Source organism: Kaistella sp. (genome assembly GCF_049588135.1).
Classification (GTDB): Bacteria; Bacteroidota; Bacteroidia; order Flavobacteriales; family Weeksellaceae; genus Kaistella.
Genome location: NZ_JBAVFG010000174.1, coordinates 1 through 22,278, shown reverse-complemented (window position 1 = coordinate 22,278; position 22,278 = coordinate 1). Strand labels below are relative to the sequence as shown.

General features: G+C 34.6%; 24 protein-coding genes. 11 read left to right on the top strand and 13 right to left on the bottom strand.

Annotated elements, in window-relative coordinates:
• Positions 1–166: 166 nt before the first annotated feature.
• From WBY99_RS09670 to WBY99_RS09655, 4 genes are all read left to right on the top strand, one after another.
• On the top strand, positions 167–889 hold the full coding sequence (locus WBY99_RS09670) for a hypothetical protein (protein WP_423976125.1): 723 nt from the start codon (positions 167–169) through the stop codon (positions 887–889).
• Between the two features lie 68 nt (positions 890–957).
• The gene (locus WBY99_RS09665) at positions 958–1,686 is read left to right on the top strand and encodes a beta-carotene 15,15'-monooxygenase (RefSeq protein ID WP_423976124.1); all 729 of its coding nucleotides are present in this window, start codon (positions 958–960) and stop codon (positions 1,684–1,686) included.
• 83 nt (positions 1,687–1,769) lie between these two features.
• Positions 1,770–2,852 carry an AI-2E family transporter gene (locus tag WBY99_RS09660; RefSeq protein ID WP_423976123.1) on the top strand — a complete coding sequence of 361 codons (1,083 nt, stop codon included), beginning with the start codon at positions 1,770–1,772 and terminating at the stop codon, positions 2,850–2,852.
• An 11-nt stretch (positions 2,853–2,863) separates the two neighbouring features.
• A complete protein-coding gene (locus tag WBY99_RS09655; RefSeq protein WP_423976122.1) occupies positions 2,864–3,127 on the top strand; it encodes a DUF3820 family protein in 264 nt (87 codons plus the stop codon).
• 7 nt (positions 3,128–3,134) lie between these two features.
• Here the strand turns inward: WBY99_RS09655 and WBY99_RS09650 are convergent, their stop codons facing one another.
• The 8 genes from WBY99_RS09650 to rsfS all read right to left on the bottom strand — a co-directional run bounded on the left by WBY99_RS09650 (position 3,135) and on the right by rsfS (position 11,026).
• Positions 3,135–5,264, bottom strand: a complete 2,130-nt coding sequence (locus tag WBY99_RS09650; protein WP_423976121.1) for a cation:proton antiporter — start codon at positions 5,262–5,264, stop codon at positions 3,135–3,137.
• Positions 5,265–5,267: 3 nt separating this feature from the next.
• Positions 5,268–5,831 carry a hypothetical protein gene (locus tag WBY99_RS09645; protein WP_423976120.1) on the bottom strand — a complete coding sequence of 188 codons (564 nt, stop codon included), beginning with the start codon at positions 5,829–5,831 and terminating at the stop codon, positions 5,268–5,270.
• 87 nt (positions 5,832–5,918) lie between these two features.
• Positions 5,919–6,572, bottom strand: coding sequence for a phosphatidylserine decarboxylase family protein (locus WBY99_RS09640; protein ID WP_423976119.1), 654 nt, complete (start codon positions 6,570–6,572; stop codon positions 5,919–5,921).
• A gap of 181 nt (positions 6,573–6,753) precedes the next feature.
• A complete protein-coding gene (locus WBY99_RS09635; protein WP_423976118.1) occupies positions 6,754–6,948 on the bottom strand; it encodes a hypothetical protein in 195 nt (64 codons plus the stop codon).
• Between the two features lie 33 nt (positions 6,949–6,981).
• Positions 6,982–7,860 (bottom strand): phosphatidate cytidylyltransferase, encoded by an 879-nt coding sequence (locus WBY99_RS09630; RefSeq protein ID WP_423976117.1) that lies wholly within the window; start codon positions 7,858–7,860, stop codon positions 6,982–6,984.
• 57 nt (positions 7,861–7,917) lie between these two features.
• Entirely contained in the window at positions 7,918–8,499 is a 582-nt protein-coding gene (locus WBY99_RS09625) for an LUD domain-containing protein (protein ID WP_423976116.1), read from the bottom strand.
• A gap of 115 nt (positions 8,500–8,614) precedes the next feature.
• On the bottom strand, positions 8,615–10,612 hold the full coding sequence (gene ftsH, locus WBY99_RS09620) for an ATP-dependent zinc metalloprotease FtsH (RefSeq protein WP_423976115.1): 1,998 nt from the start codon (positions 10,610–10,612) through the stop codon (positions 8,615–8,617).
• 51 nt (positions 10,613–10,663) lie between these two features.
• Complete coding sequence (rsfS, locus tag WBY99_RS09615; protein ID WP_423976114.1) at positions 10,664–11,026, bottom strand: ribosome silencing factor; 363 nt, start codon at positions 11,024–11,026, stop codon at positions 10,664–10,666.
• Between the two features lie 87 nt (positions 11,027–11,113).
• Here rsfS and WBY99_RS09610 point away from each other — a divergent pair, with 87 nt between their 5' ends.
• Complete coding sequence (locus WBY99_RS09610) at positions 11,114–11,830, top strand: biotin--[acetyl-CoA-carboxylase] ligase (protein WP_423976113.1); 717 nt, start codon at positions 11,114–11,116, stop codon at positions 11,828–11,830.
• Here the strand turns inward: WBY99_RS09610 and WBY99_RS09605 are convergent.
• From WBY99_RS09605 to WBY99_RS09590, 4 genes are read right to left on the bottom strand one after another with little or no spacing between them, the layout of a single operon-like run.
• Positions 11,824–12,918: an LptF/LptG family permease gene (locus WBY99_RS09605; protein ID WP_423976112.1), complete on the bottom strand. Its 1,095-nt coding sequence runs from the start codon at positions 12,916–12,918 to the stop codon at positions 11,824–11,826. The genes WBY99_RS09610 and WBY99_RS09605 overlap by 7 nt on opposite strands.
• A 21-nt stretch (positions 12,919–12,939) precedes the next feature.
• A complete protein-coding gene (gene tgt / locus WBY99_RS09600; RefSeq protein WP_423976111.1) occupies positions 12,940–14,076 on the bottom strand; it encodes a tRNA guanosine(34) transglycosylase Tgt in 1,137 nt (378 codons plus the stop codon).
• Between the two features lies 1 nt (position 14,077).
• Entirely contained in the window at positions 14,078–14,446 is a 369-nt protein-coding gene (locus WBY99_RS09595) for a DUF4296 domain-containing protein (RefSeq protein ID WP_423976110.1), read from the bottom strand.
• The gene (locus WBY99_RS09590) at positions 14,443–15,159 is read right to left on the bottom strand and encodes a polyprenol monophosphomannose synthase (RefSeq protein ID WP_423976109.1); all 717 of its coding nucleotides are present in this window, start codon (positions 15,157–15,159) and stop codon (positions 14,443–14,445) included. Before WBY99_RS09590 ends, WBY99_RS09595 begins: the two co-directional genes overlap by 4 nt.
• A 144-nt stretch (positions 15,160–15,303) precedes the next feature.
• Here WBY99_RS09590 and WBY99_RS09585 point away from each other — a divergent pair, with 144 nt between their 5' ends.
• From WBY99_RS09585 to WBY99_RS09570, 4 genes are all read left to right on the top strand, one after another.
• Positions 15,304–15,945 carry a DUF4271 domain-containing protein gene (locus WBY99_RS09585; RefSeq protein ID WP_423976108.1) on the top strand — a complete coding sequence of 214 codons (642 nt, stop codon included), beginning with the start codon at positions 15,304–15,306 and terminating at the stop codon, positions 15,943–15,945.
• Between the two features lie 12 nt (positions 15,946–15,957).
• The gene (locus tag WBY99_RS09580; protein ID WP_423976107.1) at positions 15,958–16,698 is read left to right on the top strand and encodes a uroporphyrinogen-III synthase; all 741 of its coding nucleotides are present in this window, start codon (positions 15,958–15,960) and stop codon (positions 16,696–16,698) included.
• An 83-nt stretch (positions 16,699–16,781) separates the two neighbouring features.
• The gene (locus WBY99_RS09575; RefSeq protein WP_423976106.1) at positions 16,782–18,875 is read left to right on the top strand and encodes a S9 family peptidase; all 2,094 of its coding nucleotides are present in this window, start codon (positions 16,782–16,784) and stop codon (positions 18,873–18,875) included.
• Complete coding sequence (locus WBY99_RS09570; RefSeq protein ID WP_423976105.1) at positions 18,865–19,215, top strand: hypothetical protein; 351 nt, start codon at positions 18,865–18,867, stop codon at positions 19,213–19,215. The genes WBY99_RS09575 and WBY99_RS09570 overlap by 11 nt, the downstream gene beginning before the upstream one ends.
• Positions 19,216–19,241: 26 nt before the next feature.
• On the opposite strand, the gene WBY99_RS09565 is transcribed toward WBY99_RS09570, so the two are convergent.
• Positions 19,242–19,736: an SRPBCC family protein gene (locus WBY99_RS09565; protein WP_423976104.1), complete on the bottom strand. Its 495-nt coding sequence runs from the start codon at positions 19,734–19,736 to the stop codon at positions 19,242–19,244.
• A gap of 186 nt (positions 19,737–19,922) precedes the next feature.
• Between WBY99_RS09565 and WBY99_RS09560 the strand changes: the two genes are divergently transcribed.
• Entirely contained in the window at positions 19,923–21,473 is a 1,551-nt protein-coding gene (locus WBY99_RS09560; RefSeq protein WP_423976103.1) for a sensor histidine kinase, read from the top strand.
• A 74-nt stretch (positions 21,474–21,547) separates the two neighbouring features.
• On the top strand, positions 21,548–22,234 hold the full coding sequence (locus WBY99_RS09555; RefSeq protein ID WP_423976102.1) for a response regulator transcription factor: 687 nt from the start codon (positions 21,548–21,550) through the stop codon (positions 22,232–22,234).
• The last annotated feature ends 44 nt before the right edge of the window (positions 22,235–22,278 follow it).

Here is a 22,278-nt window from a genome sequence, read left to right as displayed (position 1 = left end):
GTGTAAACCAGTACGTTTTCAACTAAGAAATCCACCATAAAAAAGAAGGGAACTTTCTGTTGAGAAAGCTCATCCATTTTATCAAAATTCGGGTGATGGATTTTTAGCATTGGGCAAAAATACTCTTTTTAGAAATTAATCTTTAGGATTTGCCTATTTTTGCAGCATGGAAAAAAATCATCCTCAAAAGGTCAGCATCCAACAGTTATTAAAAACTGCATTTACCTATTGGAACAGGACTTTGTTTTATCAGTTGTCATTTAGTTTACTTTATTTTTCATTGTTTTTTCTGGGATATTTTTATCTGTTCAGATATTTCGGATTGTGGGATCAAGTGAGTCAATACAGTGAACTGATAAAAACCGATATTCCAGCGTTTAATAAAAAAATGGAAGAGGTTGCTAAATTGCCACAAACCCAAGGTTTTCTTTTAGGAGTTTTCTTTCTTTTTGCATTTTTAAATCCTTTAAATGTTGGGTTCTATAAAATTTACCGAAAAATAGATCTTCAGGAAAAAGTAGTATTAAATGATTTGTTAGCAGGTTATTTGGGTTTTGACTTTTTTAAGTTTTTCGGTTTTTACCTCTTTTGGATGATTGTGTTTTCTTATGCCAATTCACTGCCGCTACTCGGAATTGTTTGGGTTATTCTTACGCTGTTTTCCGTTCCACTGATGTTTTTTATGAATGTGAATACCATTCAGGGAATCAAGCTCACAGTGAAAGGGCTTAGGCAGGATTTCACAACGATTCTTATTTCGGTTGCGATTGCAGTATTATTTAGTCTATCAGGGATTTTACTGTTCGGATTTGGGTTTTTACTCACTTTCCCTTTTTGGCATGCGATGATTTATACTTTGTATCAGCAGTTTTTTAAAGAAAATAACTAGAAAGATTTTGTAAAGTTTTGACCATATAAAATTTTAATGATAAATTTGAGAACATTAAAAATAAAACTATGGATACTTTTGAAGAATTTGATCAACCAAGCGGACCAGAAAAATCGGCGGGTGCTATTATTTCCCATGCCTTTGAAATCTATAAAGGCATATTTCTTTATGCAATTGCAGCCATAATAATATCATCTGCAGTTTCATTTATTGTGCAGCCAGTTTCAGGCTTTAACTCGGCAGATATGATGGAAGAAATAAAATCTTCTGGAGGTGGTTTTCCAAATTTATGGGCAATACCAAGATTTGGCATTTATTCCGGACTTTCAGGTTTGGTGAGTTTGATTTTAGCGCCATTATATGTCGGTGTTATTTACATTGCCAACAAATACAATTTACAGGAATCGATAAGTTTCTCTGATTTGTTTATTGGATTCAGGCAAAACTTTTTAAATATTGTGTTGTATTCCTTAATATCTAGTATTTTGATGGTTATTGCAGCGATGATGTGTTTCCTACCGGTGTTTTTTGTCGTTCCTTTCTTTCTGTTAGGTTATCCGGTTTTATTATTTGAAAACGCTAGTTTTTCGGAAGCACTGAGCAAGTCATTTTCTATTGCAAAAGAGAATTACGGAACATTTTTGGGAGCAAGTTTTCTTGGACTCTTAATAAGTGTCGCAGGCATCTTTCTATGTGGAATCGGAATTATTTTCACCATGTTATTTTATCTGGTGGTAATGTATTCAACTTACTGTGCTTTCTGTGGACGACCACGACCGATTATGCTTAAAAATTAAATTAAACACTTCGATATTTTAAAGAATATCTGTACATTTGAAAGCAATGGTTTTTTACCGTTGCTTTTTTTTAATAACGAATTATGCCCAATAGAAAACATCAAATCAGTGAAGTGAAGATCAAGCAGTTTTTTTTGCTTGTCGTGATTATTGTGCTTGCAGGTTTAATTTGTTTTCATTTATCCTTGTTTGTTCCCTCGCTTCTTGGTGCGATTACGCTTTATATAATTACCAGAAAATACAATCTTTATTTGCAAGAAAAATTGAAATGGAAACCTTGGCTTGCTTCTTTGGTTATTATCTTAGGAACGCTGATTGTGCTGATTTTACCAATTTATTTCATTGCCGATTTGCTTATTGAAAAATTAGGAAATGCCTCGGCGTATATGCAGAAATTCAATGTTTTCATTGATAAAATTCATGACTATATTTTTTCCAAAACCAATTTTGATATTTTGAGTCAAGAGAATTTGACAAAGTTAAAAGAGAACGTTGCGAAGTACTCAACTTCTGCTCTCAGTAGCACTTTCAATACATTAACAGTGGTAGCTTCGATGTATTTCATCTTATATTTTATGTTAGAAAAGCCACTTCTTCTTGAAAGGTTAGTAAAAAACTCAGCACCTTTGAAAAAAGCCAATGTGAATTTATTGGGTGAAAAAATTCGCAAAATGGTGATTGCTAATGCAATTGGAATTCCGGTGGTTGCGATTGGTCAAGGTTTGGTTGCATTAATCGGATATCTTATTTTTGGCGCACCGAGTGTGATTTTATTATTTGCATTAACGTGTATCGGTTCGATGCTTCCGATTGTGGGCGCTGCGATTGTGTACATTCCAGTTTGCATTTTCATGATCGCCGAGGGAAATGTCGGGGCAGGCTTAGGCTTGGCAGCTTACTGTTTAATTATCGTAGGATTAACGGATAATTTACTAAGATTTACTTTGTTAAAGAAGCTTGAAAATATTCATCCGCTCAACACTGTTTTCGGGATTATTATGGGGATTAATCTTTTTGGTTTTATGGGCTTAATTTTTGGACCGATCGTAATTTCGATTACCATTTTATTAATCCAAGTTTATCGAGATGAGTTTTCGGAAGACGACCGAGACCTTATGCTGCCAGATCCGAAAGAAATTGAAGAGAAAATTGATTTAAGTATTTAAAAAAACATAATATGATTCCTGAACTTCGCCCAGAAATATTACAAGAAATCTGTAAAACCGAAATGCCCTTTGGCAAACATAAAGGCTTTCTTTTGGTCGATTTACCCATTAATTATTTAGAATGGTTTCAGCGCCAAGGAATGCCCGCAGGCAAACTAGGAATGCAACTTTCTACGATCTATGAAATAAAAATGAATGGATTAATGGATTTGCTCACGCCGCTGCGAGGCAAGATTCCCCAAGCGCCGACCAAGAAGAAAGTGTATAAGTTTTAGGTTGTTATTATTTGAATAATCTCCCTACGATTTCCCCTATTTCCACGAAATCATTGGCATTGCCGATATCTCGAACATTTTTATCTGCCTCATTTTCTATTTCATGATATGGGAAAATGAGCAGATAATTTTTATCTTTAAAATAATTATTCAAAAAGCTTGGAACGTTCTGCATTTGTGGGAGATAGGAAACCATTCCACGTTTTGCCATAAATAAAATCAAAGCGTCGTTTTCTTTCATTTTTTCGAAAACTTTGTTGATCTCGTGCCAATTATTAAAAATGATAAATGTGGCATCAATATTCACTTTTTTTCTAATGCTTTCAATAACCTTGATGGTATTTTCATGGCCGTAAAATTCAATTTTAGAACCTGAATTTCTGGCAATATTCCACACTTTTAAAATGGAATGAAAAAAGCCAGGTTCAGATTGAGCGTTTTCGGGAAGCACCACGAAATATTTCAGAATCGTAGAAACCGGTTGCGATGCGTGATATACCAAAACATTAGCGGAAATATTGTTGAGATAACCGCTGTATAAATTATACACAAACCTCGGCGAGAAGCCTTTTTCCGGATTTACTCCGATGATTAAATCGGTGATTCTGTTTTCTTTAATTACGTTTTGCACCCCAGAAATTACGTCGGCATCATACCTCGTTAAAGTTTGAATTTTCACATCTGCCGATGCGCCAATGTTTTGGGAAGTATAAAGAATTTTATCGGCATTTTTCTTTGAAGATTCCTGCTTTTCTTCATTAATGATATTTAGGGCAAAAAGATTTTCTTTGTTATTTTTCGATTTTAAGAGTAAAGCTAAATCGGTCATTGGCTCAACTGTATTGAGGTGATTTACAGAGAGTAAGATGTTTTCAGCTTCAGGATTGGTTTCGGTAATTGTATTTTCATTTTCAGCATTGATGAGTTTTTGCGTATTTTTTTGTGTGACAAAAGAAGCCACCGTGCAAGAAACCAAAATGAGGAGAATACTTCCGTTCAAAACACTTTCATCTAATAACCTGATAGGTTCGCCAGAATCTGTTTCGCCGATAATAATATTGTAGCCAACCATCACAATTGCCAATGTTGCTGCGGCATGAGAAGCACTTAACCCGAAAATAATCCCACCTTGCTCTTTGGTTAATTTAAAGGTTTTTTGGGTGGCAACTGCGGCAAGATATTTGGCAGCTATTGCGATAATCGTCATTAAGACTGCAATTTCAATGGTTTTGAAATCTTTAAAGAAAACTCTGAAATCGATAATCATTCCCACACTTATCAAAAAGAAAGGAATGAAAATGGCGTTTCCTACAAACTCAACCCGATTCATCAAAGCAGAAGTATGTGGAATTAATCTATTGAGAGCCAAGCCTGCGAAAAACGCACCGATAATTGCCTCAACGCCAGCGAGCTCCGCAAATAACGCAGCGAGATAAATCATGACCAGAACAAAAATATATTGCGAAATATTATCGCTTACTTTCTTGAAAAACCATCGTCCCAGAATCGGAAATCCAATTAAAACCACCGCACTGAAAATCACCATCGAAACGGAAAGTTTGGTCCAGAAAGCGGTGTTTACTTCACCTTGAGTAATGCCCACACAAATCGCCAAAACCAATAATGCAAGAATATCTGTAATCATGGTTCCACCAACGGTAATGTTTACCGGGAGCGTTTTTGCGATTCCCATTTTGCTTACAATTGGATAAGAAATTAAAGTATGTGACGAAAAAATACTGGCGAAAACAATGGAAGTAAGCCAAGGGAAATTGAATAAAAAATGCGCGCTCAGAATCCCAAGAATAAACGGAATCGAAAACGTGTACAACCCGAAAGTAATGCTTTTCCATTTGTTTTTCTTGAATTCGGCAAGATCGATTTCTAAGCCTGCCAAAAACATTATATAAAGTAAACCCGTGGTTCCCGTGACCACAATGCTGCTGTCACGAGAAAGCACGTTGAAGCCGTTCGGACCAACAATTGCGCCGGCAATAATTAATCCTAATAAATGCGGAACTTTAACTTTATTCAGTAAAAGAGGCGCGGAAAGAATGATGATTAAAACCACCAAGAACTTCAAAACAGGATCTTCTAAAGGCAAAGAAAGATTGGTAATGCTTAAAATAGTGAGCATAATTTAGTTTTTGGTTTTTTCTAAATCGAGTGAAAATTTTGCAACGCAATTGTTTTCACCAATAATTTTTCGGTTTCCTTTCATTCTGTTTTTTTGAAGCGTGTCTAAAGCGATATTAATTTCGGTAGTTTTAGTAGAAGTAGAATCTAATTTAGAATACAATTTTAGTTCGGAGTCTAAGTAATTTCCGTTGTATATTTTCACGTTTCCAGTTCTGTTGGTCACTTTTGCCGATACCGTTTTGCCTTTTTCAGAGAATTCCCACACATCGTTTCTTACATCGCCAATCACGTGATCATTGCAATTCGATTCAATGCAAATTGTTTTGCCATTCCATTTTCCTAAGATATAATCGGGTAAATTATTGGTAATCGCCGAGTCGCTGGAGTTTCTTAAACTGTCTCGCATCACGATAAGTTTTTGGTAGTCCTTTTCTTTTATTGCAAATTCTTTTTCTTTGTTGGAGAGATTGAATTCTCTTTCCTGCAATTTTTTTTCTTGTTCAGAATCGGTGCAAGAGTTGAAAACTAAAAATAGAAGGATACAAGTAATCGGCAGAAATCTCATTATGAATTTTTTAGTGTTCTTAAAAATAACAAAAAAAGCCAAGACTGAGAAATCTGGGCTTTGATATTTTTTTTAATAGTATTGAATTTATGCTTTCAGCTTCGCAATAACATCGATTCCGCCTGTGGTTATATCACCTATTTTACAAGTGATTTCAGTGTTTAATGGTAGAAAAACATCCATTCGAGAACCGAATTTAATAAAACCAAATTCATGTCCGGCTTTTGCTTGATCGCCTTCGTTGCAATAGTAAACGATTCTTCTGGCAACATAACCAGCAATTTGTCGGAAAACCACTTTGTGATTGGCGAAGCTTTCAACAGCAACCGTGGTTCTCTCGTTTTCTGTTGATGATTTTTCGTGCCATGCAACCAAATATTTCCCCGGATGATATTTCTTATAAATTACTTTCCCAGAAACTGGATAACGGCAAATATGAACATTTAAAGGTGACATAAAAATAGAAACCTGAATTGCTTTTCCTTTGATGAATTCGTCTTCTTCCACTTCTTTGATCATCACCACTTTTCCGTCAACCGGAGCGATTACGTTTTCGATATGATCTTTAATATCCCGATTTGGAACTCGGAAAAACCAGAAAACCAATCCGTAAATAATTAATAATGGAATAAGGATTACGAGCGACCACATTTTCAAAAAATAAATTGAAAGAAGCGCAATTACCGCAATAGTGATACTTGCAACGATAATGGTACCTGTGGATTCTTTATGTAATTTCATGTTGTTTTTTTAAATATTTTCTTTTTGTTTATCGGGGTTTTATCTTGTATCAAAAATTCTTAATAAAAATCATAAATTGATTTTTATTGAAATTTCGCAGTTTGAGTCCATATAATTTTCAATTTTTGCATTACCAGTTTTCTGATTCTTTTTCCAATTCTTCTTGAGAAATGGTTTTTCCTTATTTTATTTCTTGAAGAGTATTCATTAATTCCTTACGATAATCGGATTTCGAAAGCGCTTTCCCATCGACAGAATAAGCCACAACACCGTTTTCGATATAACTTTCCATCATGGCTTTTACCATTTTTAGAAGTTTTCCGTCCGCTTCTTGAAGATAATTTAATATGCTTTTTTTAAGTTCTACAGTGCCCATTATTTCAAAATTTATGTTACAAAGTAAACAATCTTACACTAATTTTTCTAACATAAAGTACAAATATACGACAGGAACGCAGATAATAAAACTATCTAACCGATCCAAAATTCCGCCGTGTCCTGGGATTACATTACCGGAATCTTTAACTCCGAATGTTCGCTTTAGTTGACTTTCTACTAAATCTCCTAAAGGCCCGAATACAGAAACTAAAAGTCCAACGATGATATAGTTTCCTCTTAAATCAGGGTAATATAATTCGATAAAGTAGCCAAGAATAATAGTGAAGAAAACCCCGCCTGCAAATCCTTCCCAGGTTTTTTTTGGAGAAATCTTTGGAGCCATTTTATGTTTGCCCAAAAACTTCCCAGTGAAATAGGCGAATGAATCGCTGCTCCAAATTAAGACGAATAGAAAAAACACTTCTAAGGTAAAGGTGTTTTCTACGGTAGAAAATTTTGGCAAACCTAACGCAAATCCGAATGGAAGCGCAGTATAGATTACTGTAAAAATAAGTTTTCCGCTATCGTAATAAAGTTCTTTAGGAAAACGAAACAAAGTAACTACCGCAATAACAATAAGTGCGATTGCTAAAATTTCGGATAAATTAAAATTGAAATAAAAACCGTGATTGAAATACCTTTTGGAAAACAATTGATAAAATACAAAAAGAATCAATGGGAAGACAACCCATTTTTCCCAACCTTTGGGATCGAATTTCATCATTTTCACACATTCCCAAGCACCCATAAAAAGGAAAAAGGTAATTAAACCGTAATATAGATTTTGTTGCTGTACAAGACCTGATGAAATACCATTGATTAATTCTGCCCCCAATGAGGTGGTGCAAAGAACAACGACCAAACCATATAAGAGACCACTGAGAAGTCGTAGAACTAAATTTTTATCCAAAGTTATATGATTAAATATTTAATAAAGATGTATTACAGATTACTTGATCCGTAGCTGTTAATCTTCGAGCAAAAGTAAGAAAAGTTTTGTATTGTCTTTATTCGGAGTGTCTAATTTAGAATTACTTCCGCTGATAGACGTGAGGTTTCTAATATTTCCGTTGCGTTTAATTTTGCTCATCGCATCATTGAGGTTGGTTACAATTTGAGAAACATTAGCCATGATGATTATTTTTTCGGGTAATCGTGACGAATGATAATGCAAAATATTATTATGAGAAAGCATGATTCGTCCATCATAAGCAATCAAATATTCGCAAGTGATAAAAGCGCAATCATTAAAAAGCTCAAGTTCTGCAGTATAAGGAACATTAACTACATTAAGAAAGTTTTTCAATTCATTGTCCCAACAGAATACAGATTTTATTCCCTCTATTTTAAGGATATGATTCAAAGTCTGTAGTGCCTCAGCTTCGTCTGCACAATAATTAAAGAATCCGCCAGAATGGGTAAATAATTGTGCAAATTTATAATCGAGATCGGCGTTTTTCAACTGATCCCCAAGTTTAATCAAATCCTGCTCGTCATCCTCTTCAGGTTGATTTAATATTATTCCGACCAATTTTTTAAATAGACTCAATTCCTCTTAATTATGCGATTGTTCTACAAAAATATAAAATATTTGTTTACTGAATCAATTAAATACAAAAATCCTGATTATTTACATGAATATAAATAATCAGGATTAAATTTTATTAAAGTTGCGTATTGGATTCTGGACTTAAAGTTTCTGCTTCCTCCGCTGGAGTTTCTTGTTTGTGGGTGCTAGAAACAGGATGTTCAGTTAATTCAGGATCCCAAGCTCTTTTGCCAAAGACTTCTTCTAAGTCTTCTCGGAAGATGACTTCTTTTTCCAAAAGTTTCGCAGCAAGTGCATCTAATTTATCTTTGTTATCTCTTAAAATTTGTAATGCTCTCTGATATTGTGTTTCAATGATTTTCGAAATTTCTTCATCAATCATTTTTGCAGTCTGCTCAGAGTAAGGTTTTCCGAAACTGTATTCAGATTGCCCTGTACTGTCATAATAAGAAATGTTACCCACTTTCTCATTCAGTCCATAAATGGTTACCATTGCTTGCGCTTGTTTGGTAACTCTTTCTAAGTCAGAAAGCGCACCTGTAGAAATGTTTCCAAAGATGGTTTGCTCGGCAGCTCTACCACCTAAGGTCGCGCACAACTCGTCATTCATTTGCTCAGTAGTCGTCAATTGTCTTTCGTCGGGTAGATACCATGCTGCTCCTAAGGAACGTCCTCTCGGTACAATGGTTACTTTTAATAATGGTGCTGCATGCTCTACTAACCAAGAGATCGTTGCATGTCCTGCTTCATGATAGGCAACTCTTCTTTTTTCTGATGGTTTAATTGCTTTATTTTTCTTTTCTAATCCACCGATGATTCTATCGACAGCGTCTAAGAAATCTTGTGTAGTGACTGCTTCATGAGAATTTCTTGCTGCAATTAAAGCTGCTTCATTACAAAGGTTGGCGATATCTGCACCACTAAATCCAGGAGTTTGTTTTGCTAAAAACTCTCGGTCAATATTGGGTTCTAATTTTATTTTTTCTAAATGCACATCGAAGATTTCTCGTCTTTCGTGTAGCTCTGGTAAATCAACATAAATTGAACGGTCAAATCGACCTGCTCTCATCAATGCTTTATCTAAAATATCTGCTCTATTGGTTGCTGCCATAATGATCACATTCGTGTCAGTACCAAAACCATCCATTTCAGTAAGTAGTTGATTTAGCGTATTTTCTCTTTCGTCATTTCCACCAGTCATGTTTCCTTTTCCTCTGGCTCTACCAATAGCGTCGATTTCATCAATAAAAATAATCGCCGGAGATTTTGCTTTTGCCTGCGCAAATAAATCACGAACTCTTGAAGCTCCAACTCCTACGAACATTTCTACGAAATCTGATCCTGAAAGTGAGAAGAAAGGCACTTTTGCTTCCCCTGCAACCGCTTTTGCTAAAAGGGTTTTACCTGTTCCCGGAGGGCCAACTAATAACACTCCTTTTGGGATTTTACCACCTAGTTTGGTGTATTTTTCAGAATTCTTTAAAAAGTCTACCACTTCCTGAACTTCTTCTTTTGCGCCTTCTAATCCTGCAACATCTTTAAATGAAACTTGGACTTTATCTTTTTCATCGAAGAGCTTTGCTTTTGATTTGCCGATGGAGAAAATTTGGCCACCGCCTCCGCCGCCACCGCCGCCCATCATTTTGCGGAAAATCACAAAATAGAAGAGTGCCATGATTGCAATCCAGAATACTGCGGTAAACAGCAGTTCTGTCATTGGGTTTTTACCAACACCATAATCTTTTTTAGTAATGATTGCTGGGTTATCCTGTTTAATCTTGTCGAATTTTTCCAGGAAAAGCTGTAAGTCTCCGAAGCTGATTGTATAATCTGGTTTTGGAGAAAAGTCAAATGCTGAAAAAGGACTTCTTTCTTTTGCAACCTGCTTAGCATCTAATGCTTTTTTAGCAGCTGGTGTAAGAAAAATATCTGCCTTTTCGGTATCTTTATAAATCAGTACATTCTGAACTTTGCCCTCTGCCATTAAGGCATAGAACCCTTCTTCATCTAATGAATTCGCTGAGGAATCCCCATTCATATTCGAAAAGAAAAAGAGTAAAATGGCCACAATCGCAATTGGGAAAAACCAGTTAAATCCTTTATTGTTATTCATATCTTTTTATAAAAATTTTGACGAAAAATGGTTTTCGTCAACTATCAGTAATTAATTTTCGATTTTGGTGATCTTGGCATCACCCCAAAGCTCCTCAATATCATAGTATTTTCTGGTTTCTCTTTGGAAAACATGTACTACTACAGATACATAATCCAATAAAACCCAAAGTGAATTTTCACTTCCTTCCACATGCCATGGACGGTCTTGTAATTCATTTCGAACCTTTTTTTGGATGTTTCCGGAAATCGCTGAAACTTGGGTATTAGAGTTTCCGGTGCAAATTACAAATGTTTGTGCTACCGAATTTTCGATGCTTGATAAGTCGAAGATCATGATGTCTTCGCCATTGGTATCTTGTATTGCCTCTACAATTTTGTCGATTAGTAGTTGCTTTTCTGTGATTTTGTTCATTAAAAATTTTGTATAATCTGCAAATTTATTGTTTTTTTATTTAAATAGTCTCAAATTTACCAAATCTAACTCTTAAAGTTTTCATAAATGATGCGCTTGTTTTATCTTAAAGAATGTTCCTCAACCCACGATGAAATTGAGAAATTTTTATCTAATGATACTTTAGACCTCCAAGCTGTTTATACTTTTAATCAAACTAAAGGCAAAGGGCAGTATGGTAATTCTTGGGAATCTGGTCGCGATTTAAACCTGGCTTATTCTGTCGCAGTTCCCGATGAACTCATTAAATTACCCAATCATTTGTTCAACTTTCATACCGCTGAAGTATTGGCTGATTTTCTTGCCATTCTGACAAAACAAATTGCTGGAATTAAATGGCCAAATGATATTGTTATTAATAATAAAAAGGTTTCTGGAATTTTAATCGAAAAGAAAATAATTAAGGGAAGGTCTTATTTCCTCATCGGAATTGGATTGAATGTTTTAAATGAAAACTTCACCCATCTTCCAAAGGCAGGTTCATTGCTTACTCAAACCGGTGTTAAATTCAACCTTGAAAGCTTAACACAATCGCTTCATGAGTATTTGGTAGAAAATTTAACAAAACCAGTTTCTGAAGAATCGGTGATGGAAAAACTGAATGAACGACTATTTCGCAAGGATTTAATTTCTGTTTTTGAAATCGGGCAATCAAGACAAAATGGCATCATTAAAAAAGTTGATAAAGACGGTTTTCTTTGGGTTGAATTAGAAAATGATGGTTTGCGAAAGTTCTTCCATAAAGAAATTGCACTTCTTTATTGATTGGCTCTTTTCAAATAAAGGTATAAAGCCAGCGGTCCGAAAATTAAATTAGGAATCCACATTGCGAGAAATGGCGATATGGTTTTATTGGCAGAAACAACCTTTAGAACTTCAAATGAAAATACAAATACAAAAGCCAGTGCAATCCCGATGGCAAGGTTCATTCCTAGTCCTCCGCGTTTTTTCTGGGAGGCAAGTGCTAATCCTAAAACGGTGAGAATAATTACCGAAAATGGCATCGAGGTTCGCTGGTACAATTCGTTCAAATAATTATTGAGGTTTGCGTTTCCTTTTTCTTTTTCCCGATTGATAAATTTAATAAGTTCAGGTGTTGTTTTGTTTTGTCCTAATAAAACATCTGGGAAAAGCTCTTCTGGTGTTTGCCCGAAATTTTTGGTGATCGAGTTGCCCTGTGCTAATTTTTCAGTGTCGTTTTTAAGGAAGGTTTTTTCCAAATAATTATTCATTAAGAAAAGTTTTTTGTCTTTTTCCCAATAGAAATCTACAGCATTCAATTGATAAATTATTTTTCTGTCTTTATCGAATTTTTGGTAGAAAAAGCCCGAACCCCGTTTCTCTTTTTTGTTATAACTTTTAATAAAGATATATTCTGTTTTTGAAAGTTGAGTTGCAACTTCGGCATTTCCAGTGAATTCTTCGCGGTTTTTAGCGCTATACGTATAAGGTTCTAATTCATTCTTTTTAATATTTGCCAGCGGCAGTATAAAATGATTGATTAATAATGCGGCAATTGCAATAGCTCCGGAGGTTATAAAATAAGGTCGGGCAAATCGATGGAAACTTGCGCCAGAACTGATGATCGCAACAATTTCGGTATTATTGGCAATTTTAGAAGTAAAGAAAATAACGGAAATAAAAACCAAAATCGACATGAATGTAATGATCAGATTGACAATCCAATACGGGTAAAAATCAATCAGAAATTCTGTTACCGTAAAACCATTAGACTCAATTCTTGGGGCTTTTGCCTGAACGTCGATGACCAAAATAATAATCGTTAATAATCCCAACATGAACCCAAAAGTTCCGAGGTATTTTTTAATGATATAGAGGTCGATTATTTTCATGAATCTCGTTTCGCGTTTTTTTTAAAGTCTTTGTCTAAGGATTGGGTCGATCGATTGTTTCCATTCATAAAAATCGCCAGCGATAATGTGTTGTCTGGCAACGCGAACCAAATCTAAATAAAAAGCCAGATTATGAATTGACGCAATTTGTTTTCCTAAATATTCTTTCGCCACAAATAAATGCCGTACGTAAGCTTTCGAATAATCTGAATCTACATAACTTGTTCCGAATTCATCTAAAGGAGAAAAATCGCTTTCCCACTTTTTGTTTTTCATATTCATCACGCCTTGCCAAGTAAATAGCATTGCGTTTCTTGCGTTTCTGGTCGGCATTACACAATCCATCATGTCGATTCCTAAACCAATTGATTCTAAAATATTCCACGGAGTTCCAACACCCATTAAATATCTCGGTTTTTCTTTTGGTAAAATATCGGTCACGATATCGGTGATTCGGTACATTTCTTCTTCTGGCTCACCCACCGAAAGTCCACCAATTGCATTTCCTACTGCGTTTTGTTCTGAGATAAATTCTGCAGATTTTATTCTTAAATCAGAATAACAAGATCCTTGAACGATGGGGAAAAACGCTTGCTTATGACCGTATAATTCGGGGTTTTCTGCATTCCATTTTATACATCGTTTTAACCAACGATGCGTAAGGTCCATTGATTTTTTCACCTGGCTATATTCTGCGGGATAAGCAACACATTCATCAAAAGCCATGAAGATATCTGCACCAATCTTTCTTTGGATATCCATTGAAATTTCAGGTGAAATAAATTGAGCACTTCCGTCAATATGAGATTTGAATTTTACACCTTTCTCATCTAATTTTCTGGATTTCGACAAAGAGAAAACTTGGTAACCACCAGAATCGGTAAGGATCGGTAAGTCCCAGTTCATGAATTTATGTAAACCTCCGGCCTGCTGCATGATGTCCATTTTCGGGCGAAGATTTAAGTGATAGGTGTTTCCTAAAATAATCTGCGCTTTGATGTCATCTTTTAGTTCTCTTTGGTGAACGGTTTTCACAGAAGCAACAGTTCCTACCGGCATAAAAATCGGTGTTTCTATCGTGCCATGATCTGTGGTAATAGTGCCGGCTCTTGCTTTACCGGTGGTCGTATTATTGATTTCGAAAAATGGGGACTTCATATTATCTTGCAAATGCAGGTAAGTTTTTATTTTCTTTTAATTTCTTTTCGATATAGATTTTTGCCTTAGGATCTTTGTTTAAAACAATATCTTGTGCGTGATCTAATATTTTTTCTATTTCGCCAGTGGCGGTATAGTATTTATAACTTTCAACAAAATCATTGCCTTTGATTTTTTTTTGTTGAAGCGTATATCGGGTGGCATTATCTAAATTTATATTTTCTGTAACCAAGGTCAATTGCTCATTCATCGCAAATTCGGCGAGAAGCTCAGACATGGTATCTTTGGGAACAAGAATTTTGGGTTTGTCGATGAGTTCAGAACAGGCCATCATTAAAAATGAAAAAATCAACAAAATTATTTTTCTCATAATTTACCGATTATCGATTTCCATTTTAAATTTAAAACACCAAAAACGGCTTCGTGAATAATTCCACCATTCATTTTGCTTACACCTAATTCTCTGTTGGTAAATATGATAGGAACTTCAACAACTTTGAATCCTTTTTTAATTGCTCGGAATTTCATTTCAATTTGAAAGCCGTACCCTTTTAATTTGATTTGATCTAAACCAATTTCTTCTAAAACTTTATGCGAAAAACAAACAAATCCTGCCGTCGTGTCGTGAATTTGAATTCCCAAAATCGCACGAACATATTTAGAGGCAAAATAAGAAAGCAAAACCCTGCCCATCGGCCAATTGACCACATTTACTCCTTTCGAATATCTGGAACCAATGCTCATGTCTGCTTTTACGCAAGCTTCAAATAATTTATTGAGATCTTTTGGATTGTGCGAAAAATCAGCATCCATTTCGAAAATGTAATCGTAATTGTTTTGCAAAGCCCATTTGAATCCATGAATATAAGCTTTCCCCAAACCATCTTTTGTTTTTCTTACGATTAAATGAAGGTGATCAGGATAGATTCCTTGCAGTTCTTTTACAATTTCTGCCGTTCCGTCGGGAGATGAATCATCGACAATCAAAACATGAAAACCCTCTTCCAGCGCAAAAACCGCAGAAATTATATTTTCAATATTTTCCTTCTCATTATAAGTTGGAATGATGACAAGTTTTTTCATCTTAAAATTTAAGGTGCAAAGATAAACTTTTCCGCCATTATTATTACGGATCGATTTAGAGCAGCAAGATTAATTCCAAGTTAAATAGCGTTAATATATCTTAACATATTCCTTTAATATTCTTATTTTTGCAAAAAAATACTTTTGGTTAGAATTGTGCAGCAAAACGATTGGGTGGTATTTATCATCGTCGGTTGTATTTTACTTTACGTATTCATGCTTTTATATCTTCATCGCGATTCTTCGGTGCGGGTTTTTTTGATGCAGAAATTCGAAGATTCTTCTAATAATTTTTTGAGTTGGCTGATTGTTGGTATCGTTTTTACCCTTTTGTTTGCTACATTAATTTCACAGTATATTCCCATTGTTCCGAGACAAATTAGCGACATTCATTTTTTTGGATATGAGCTGAATAAATTCGGATTCACTTTGTTTACACTGCTATTGTTTTATGGGCTTAAAAGTATTTTATCCTATCTTTTTTATGCGGGTACTGGCAGTATGAAAAGATGGACACTTTTTCAATTCGCAACATCGAAATTTTATTTTATGCTGTCATTAGCGTTAATGGCTTTATGCATCTATCAGTATTTTTATGAAGTCGATGATTTGCAACTATTTGATTATTATTTTATTGGTTTTATTGGTGTTTTCTTATTTAAAGTTTTCTTTTATTTTCTGTCCCCCAACCCGATATTACCAGAAAAGTGGTATTATAAATTTTTGTATATTTGCACCCTCCAATTTGCACCTGTTTTGGTGCTATGGAGAGTATTATATCTTTAAGAAATTTTGATAATGAAAATTAAATCTATATTGGTTTCACAGCCTGCGCCAAATGAATCTTCTCCTTATCTGGAAATTGCACGAAAGGAAAAAATAAGAATAGATTTTAAGCCTTTTATTCATGTAGAAGGAGTAGATGCGAAAGATCTTAGGACGCAGAAAATCGACTTGTCACAATACACTGGTATTATTTTTACCAGTAAAAATGCGATTGATCATTATTTCCGTCTTGCGGAAGAAATGCGCTTTGCGGTGCCTGATTCTATGCGGTATATTTGCCAATCGGAAGCCATTGCTAATTATCTGCAAAAACATATTGTTTATAGAAAAAGAAAAATTGCTTTCGGTGAAAGAACTTTTGCTGACTTGCTTCCCCTTTTCAAGAAGTTTCCGTCGGAGAAATATCTTCTGCCTGCATCAGATATTGTAAGCCCAGATATTCAAAAAGTTTTGGATTCTTCCGGAATCGATTGGACCAAAGCAACGATGTATAAAACGGTAAGCAGCAATCTAAGCGAAATAAATATTGCAGATTACGATATGTTGGTTTTCTTTAGCCGGCAGGGAATTAAATCTTTAGGAGAAAATTTTGAAGGTTTTAAACAAGATAAAACGAAAATTGCGGTTTTTGGTGCAACTACAGAACAGGCAGCGGTAGATGCTGGATTAAGAGTTGATGTAATGGCACCGAGCAAAGAAACGCCATCAATGACCATGGCAATTGAAAAGTACATCAGAAGTTTGGAGAAATAATTTCTTCAATTCTAAATAACATAATCAAAAACCGCCTTTTTCTAAGATTAAGTCGGTTTTTATATTTTAATGAAAAACTCTAGATGAGCAATCCCGAAGTTACAATCAATAAAGAACAATTACCTCTATTTCCCCCGAAGGCGAAAAAAATATCTAAAACTCTGGACATCCACGGTGACCAAAGAAATGATCCTTATTTTTGGCTAAATGAAAGAGAAAATCCTGAAGTGATACAATATCTGGAAGAGGAAAACGCCTATGCAGAAGCGGTAATGAAAGATACCGAAGATTTTCAGCAACTTCTTTTTGATGAAATGAAAGCCCGGTATAAAAAAAATGATGAATCACTGCCTTATTTTTTTAATGAATATTGGTATATCGTTCGTTTCGAAGAAGGTAAAGAACATCCGTTATTTACCCGGAAATTTCAAACTTTAGAAAATAAAGAAGAACTTTTATTAGATGTTAATATTTTGGCAGAAGGTCAAAAATTCTTCGAAGTTGGAAGCGTTGCAGTTTCTCCGAATAATAAACTAATGAGTTATTCGTCTGATAATATAGGACGAAGAATTTACGAAATTCATTTCAAAAATTTAGAAACTGGAGAAATCCTGCAAGATCAAATTCCTAATACTACCGGAAAAGCAGTTTGGGCAAATGATAATAAGCACGTTTTCTATATCAGAAAAGATGAGAGTTTGCGCGCGTTCCAAGTTTTTCGTCATCAATTGGGAACTGATTCTTCACAAGATGTTTTGATTTTTCATGAAGAAGATGAAACTTTTGATGTAAATGTTTTTAAAACGAAATCGTTAGAATATATTTTCATTTCAAGTTCGAGTACGATTTCTGATGAACAAAGATTTATTCCTGCAGATAATGTAATGGCAGATTGGCAAATGATACAGCCAAGAATTGATGATTTAGAATATTCGGTAGAGCATTTTGAAGATGAATTTTATATTATCACCAATGCTGATGAAGCCACCAACTTTAAAATTGTAAAAACTAAAGTTGCCCATCCCGGAATTGAAAATTGGATTGATGTAATCCCACATCGTGAAGAGGTTTTACTAGAAGGTTTCGAAATTTTCAAAGACTATTTGGTTCTAGAAGAAAGAATAGAAGGGCTTTTGCAACTGAAAATAATCGACACCAAAAAGAATGATTTTCATTATCTTCCTTTTTCGGATCCTACTTATACCGCTTATATTGGTTTGAATTTAGAATTCAATACCGAGAAATTACGTTTTGGTTATACCTCTTTAACTCAGCCAAGTTCGACTTTCGAATATGATATGAAAGATAGAACGACCAAATTGTTGAAACAACAGGAAGTTTTGGGGGAGGATTTTTTACCGGAAAATTATATTTCAGAAAGAATTTGGGCAACTGCAAGAGATGGAAAAAAAGTTCCAATTTCTTTGGTTTATCATAAAAACACAGTGAAATCTGCAGAAACTCCGTTGTTGCTTTATGGCTACGGAAGTTACGGATTGACCATTGATGCTAGCTTTTCGAATGTTCGATTGTCGATTTTGAATCGTGGTTTTATTTATGCAATTGCACACATTCGAGGTGGGGAATATATGGGAAGAGAATGGTATGAAGACGGGAAAATGCTTCAGAAGAAAAATACGTTTTACGATTTTATCGACGCTGCCAAGTTTTTGGTAAAAGAAAATTACACTTCCGAAAAGCACCTTTATGCGATGGGCGGTAGTGCCGGTGGACTTTTGATGGGTGCAATCATTAATATGGAACCCGAACTTTTCAATGGAATTGTGGCGCAAGTTCCTTTCGTAGATGTGGTGACAACGATGTTGGATGAAACGATCCCTTTAACAACGGGAGAATTTGATGAATGGGGAAATCCAAAAGACAAAGAATATTACGATTATATAAAATCGTATTCGCCTTATGATAATATAGAAGCTAAAAATTATCCGCATATTTTAATTACAACTGGTTTGCACGATTCTCAAGTTCAATATTGGGAGCCTGCAAAATGGACGGCAAGACTTCGGGAATTGAAATCCGATAATAATATTTTGATTTTCAAAACCGATATGACCTCTGGTCACGGTGGCGCCAGCGGGAGATTTGAATCTTTAAAAGAAGATTCTTTGGAATATGCATTTTTAATGAAATTAGAAAATAAAATTGATGGAAAATAAATCAGAAAGCCAACTTTGGGAAGATGTCGAAGCGTTTTTCGTGAAGACTTTCGATACTGAAAAACATCCGCAGATTGACACGATTTTGTTTTTGATCGGTGTTCAGGAATTAGGAAGCGGACAACAGAAATACACGAAAGATGATAAATTGAATATTCTTCATATTGCTGTTTGTCGCTTGTTGGAGCCTTTTGGGTATTATAAATTCCGGGATTATGACGATGACGGATATCCGCATTTCGATGAAGTTGCGCCACTTCCTGAGTTGAAGCCGAATGAGCAACAGATTCTCATGAAGAAAGCGATTATTCAATATTTTATCGATGAAGAACTTTTTTAAATAAAATAAAAGACTGGTTTTTATAATCAGCCTTTTTTGTTTAACAGATCTTCCAGTTGGTGAAGTCCCATTTTAAAACCTTCTTCAAAGCCCATTTCTAAAAGAATCATCATATCTGCGGTTGTTTTAAAATGAATATTTACGGTTAATTTGGTTCCTTCTTCCACGCCCGTAAAACCGAGTAGCCAATTGCTTGCCGAGAATTCGTTGTTGATATTTCCGTTTTCATCGGTGAAAAAAGCAGAATAGTCGAAACTTCGATGAAAATTAATTTCATGAAATTGAACTTTGCTAAAATGTTTCTCGTTTTCGGAACCCATCATGGCGTAATTCCAACTTCCTTCTGGTTCAAAATTCATCTTTAAAGTTTGGCATTTCCAAGGTTTTGGAGCCCACCATTGATCGAGAGAATCTGATTTTGTAAAGTGATTCCAGACTTCATCAACCGTAGTGTGAAACACTTTCATGATATAGATTGACGCTGAATGATCATCTTTATTAAAAATTATTGGAGTTTTCATGATTTGATTTTTATCAAATATATTATTTTTTGATAGAAAAACCTTGATATAGATTGAAAAATAGTAGATTCAATTTAATTTGTTAAAAAAAAGTGTTTTATGAAATTAAACATAATATTTTGGCTCTTATTTTGTTATTACATTCTTAAAATGAGTAATTTTAACAATTCAAATTAAAAATCGATAATGAACAATAAGTTTATTCCATTTATTTCTGTATTGATGACCATTTCGATGATTGTCTTCGTGACCTTGCAATTGTATTGGATTAAGGAATTGTACAGCGCGCTGAATCAGGATTTTTCGAATAAAGTATATTCTGCATTAGAGATTTCTGCAGTGAAAACGCAAGAACTTGAAGTTGAAAAATACCTGAATAAAGACAATAAAAATTTCGGAAAGACAGTAGTTGAAGGAAGTAGCCAGCCCACCCAAACTTATATTCAGCAAAGTTCAGATTCTGCGAATACTTCAACTCTTACGTTTCAGAAAAGTATTGTGGAGAATCAAAATTTTCCTATTTCACAGAAAGGCGACAGTTTGAAATTAACCAAGCTTTACACGGATGAAGGGATTTTAAAAATTAAAAAACAACAAAATTCTACAGAACCTTTAACGACACAGCTAAGCAAAGACATTAATAATAACACTTATGCATTAAGGGAATTTGCAAAACTCAACGGATCAAACCTTCCGATTGAAAAAAGAATTGATGTGAAAACTTTGGATTCTATCCTTTCTAAAGAGCTAAAATTAAATGGGTTAATTACGAAATTCGGCTTTGCTGTATTAGATCGAAAAAATGAAATAACCAATGTTGCAAGTGCAGCTTTTGGTGATCAAAAAGAAAAAAGCGATTATACCTATCCCCTTTTTACCGATAACAATGATCAAACACTTTATACCTTGGCAGTGGTTTTCCCGCGGAAAGATTATTCATTAGCAAAAAATAATTTACCCATGTTGCTCGGGACGTTCATGTCGTTGCTTACAATTTTGGGGATTTATATTATTTCCATTAATTATATGATGCGACAGAAAAAAATAGCTGACGTAAAAACAGATTTTATTAATAACATGTCGCATGAGTTCAAAACGCCTTTGGCAACGATTTCTGTAGCAACAGACTCTTTGGTGAACGATAAAATTGCGACGAACCCCGACAAGGTGAAATACTATGCTGGTTTGATTAAGCAGGAAAATCTACGAATGAAGAAGCAGGTAGAAAATGTGTTGAATATGTCGAAACTTGAAAGGAATGAAGTAGAATTGTTTTTGAAAGAAACCGATGTTCGAGCTTTAATAAAAAGAACCACCGAGTCGTTTGGATTGATTGTCGCTCAAAGACACGGCACCTTAACTCAGGAATTTAATACCGAAAAATACAAATTCAAAATTGATGAATTTCATATTGCAAATGCTTTGGTCAATCTGTTAGATAATGCCAATAAGTATTCTCCCGAAGCCCCAGAAATAACGGTAAAAACAAGAAATGAAGGAAATTGGTATGTTATCGAAATTTCGGATAAAGGAATGGGAATGGAAACCGACAATAAAACTCGGATTTTCGAAAAGTTTTTCCGGGAAGAAACCGGGAATATTCATAATGTGAAAGGACAAGGTCTTGGATTGTCCTACGTGAAAAAAATAGTAGAATTGCATAAAGGTCAAATTATCGTGGATTCTCAAAAAGATAAAGGAAGTACGTTTACGATAAAACTACCAATGAATGTTTAATTAAAATAGACACTCCATATTATATTTCATAAAAAAATTGAGGTGAGAGCCTTGTAACGTTAAATACAGAAATTATGAGCAACAGAATCTTATTAGTAGAAGACGACCAAAGTTTTGGTGCGGTTTTGAAAGATTATTTATCGATAAATAATTTTGAAGTAACCTTAGCTACCGATGGTGAACAAGGTTTAAAAGAATTTACAGAAAACGAATTTGATATTTGTATTTTTGATGTAATGATGCCCAAAAAAGACGGATTCAGTTTGGCGGAAGATGTAAAAAGAATTGATAAAAACATTCCAATTATTTTCCTTACCGCAAGAAATATGCGCGAGGATATATTGAAAGGCTACCAGTTGGGAGCTGATGATTATATCACTAAGCCGTTTGATACAGAGCTTTTATTATATAAAATAAAAGCAATTTTACAAAGAAGTGCCACGGCAGAAAACGACGAGCAGGAGCAATTTAAGATCAGTAATATTTTCTTCGATTCGATGTTGCGACAATTAAGAGTTAATGAAAATGAGTACAAACTTTCACCAAAAGAAAATGAATTGCTCAAATTGCTTTGTCAGCACAGAAATGATTTTATGCCAAGAGATTTGGCTTTAAGAAAAATCTGGAAGAAAGAAAACTATTTTACCGCCAGAAGTATGGATGTTTATATCGCTAAACTGAGAAAACTGCTGAAAGAAGATGATGGTTTAGAAATCATCAATGTACACGGTGAGGGTTTTCGATTATTAGTCAAGAATTAAAATGAATCACCAAAGGTTTGTGAGAGAACCTTTCTAAATAAAAT

Coding starts and splice junctions, on each gene's coding strand:
- WBY99_RS09670 (WP_423976125.1), top strand. CDS start 167: ATGGAAAAAAATCATCCTCAAAAGGTCAGCATCCAACAGTTATTAAAA.
- WBY99_RS09665 (WP_423976124.1), top strand. CDS start 958: ATGGATACTTTTGAAGAATTTGATCAACCAAGCGGACCAGAAAAATCG.
- WBY99_RS09660 (WP_423976123.1), top strand. CDS start 1,770: ATGCCCAATAGAAAACATCAAATCAGTGAAGTGAAGATCAAGCAGTTT.
- WBY99_RS09655 (WP_423976122.1), top strand. CDS start 2,864: ATGATTCCTGAACTTCGCCCAGAAATATTACAAGAAATCTGTAAAACC.
- WBY99_RS09650 (WP_423976121.1), bottom strand. CDS start 5,264: ATGCTCACTATTTTAAGCATTACCAATCTTTCTTTGCCTTTAGAAGAT.
- WBY99_RS09645 (WP_423976120.1), bottom strand. CDS start 5,831: ATGAGATTTCTGCCGATTACTTGTATCCTTCTATTTTTAGTTTTCAAC.
- WBY99_RS09640 (WP_423976119.1), bottom strand. CDS start 6,572: ATGAAATTACATAAAGAATCCACAGGTACCATTATCGTTGCAAGTATC.
- WBY99_RS09635 (WP_423976118.1), bottom strand. CDS start 6,948: ATGGGCACTGTAGAACTTAAAAAAAGCATATTAAATTATCTTCAAGAA.
- ftsH (WP_423976115.1), bottom strand. CDS start 10,612: ATGAATAACAATAAAGGATTTAACTGGTTTTTCCCAATTGCGATTGTG.
- rsfS (WP_423976114.1), bottom strand. CDS start 11,026: ATGAACAAAATCACAGAAAAGCAACTACTAATCGACAAAATTGTAGAG.
- WBY99_RS09610 (WP_423976113.1), top strand. CDS start 11,114: ATGATGCGCTTGTTTTATCTTAAAGAATGTTCCTCAACCCACGATGAA.
- WBY99_RS09605 (WP_423976112.1), bottom strand. CDS start 12,918: ATGAAAATAATCGACCTCTATATCATTAAAAAATACCTCGGAACTTTT.
- tgt (WP_423976111.1), bottom strand. CDS start 14,076: ATGAAGTCCCCATTTTTCGAAATCAATAATACGACCACCGGTAAAGCA.
- WBY99_RS09595 (WP_423976110.1), bottom strand. CDS start 14,446: ATGAGAAAAATAATTTTGTTGATTTTTTCATTTTTAATGATGGCCTGT.
- WBY99_RS09590 (WP_423976109.1), bottom strand. CDS start 15,159: ATGAAAAAACTTGTCATCATTCCAACTTATAATGAGAAGGAAAATATT.
- WBY99_RS09580 (WP_423976107.1), top strand. CDS start 15,958: ATGAAAATTAAATCTATATTGGTTTCACAGCCTGCGCCAAATGAATCT.
- WBY99_RS09575 (WP_423976106.1), top strand. CDS start 16,782: ATGAGCAATCCCGAAGTTACAATCAATAAAGAACAATTACCTCTATTT.
- WBY99_RS09570 (WP_423976105.1), top strand. CDS start 18,865: ATGGAAAATAAATCAGAAAGCCAACTTTGGGAAGATGTCGAAGCGTTT.
- WBY99_RS09565 (WP_423976104.1), bottom strand. CDS start 19,736: ATGAAAACTCCAATAATTTTTAATAAAGATGATCATTCAGCGTCAATC.
- WBY99_RS09560 (WP_423976103.1), top strand. CDS start 19,923: ATGAACAATAAGTTTATTCCATTTATTTCTGTATTGATGACCATTTCG.
- WBY99_RS09555 (WP_423976102.1), top strand. CDS start 21,548: ATGAGCAACAGAATCTTATTAGTAGAAGACGACCAAAGTTTTGGTGCG.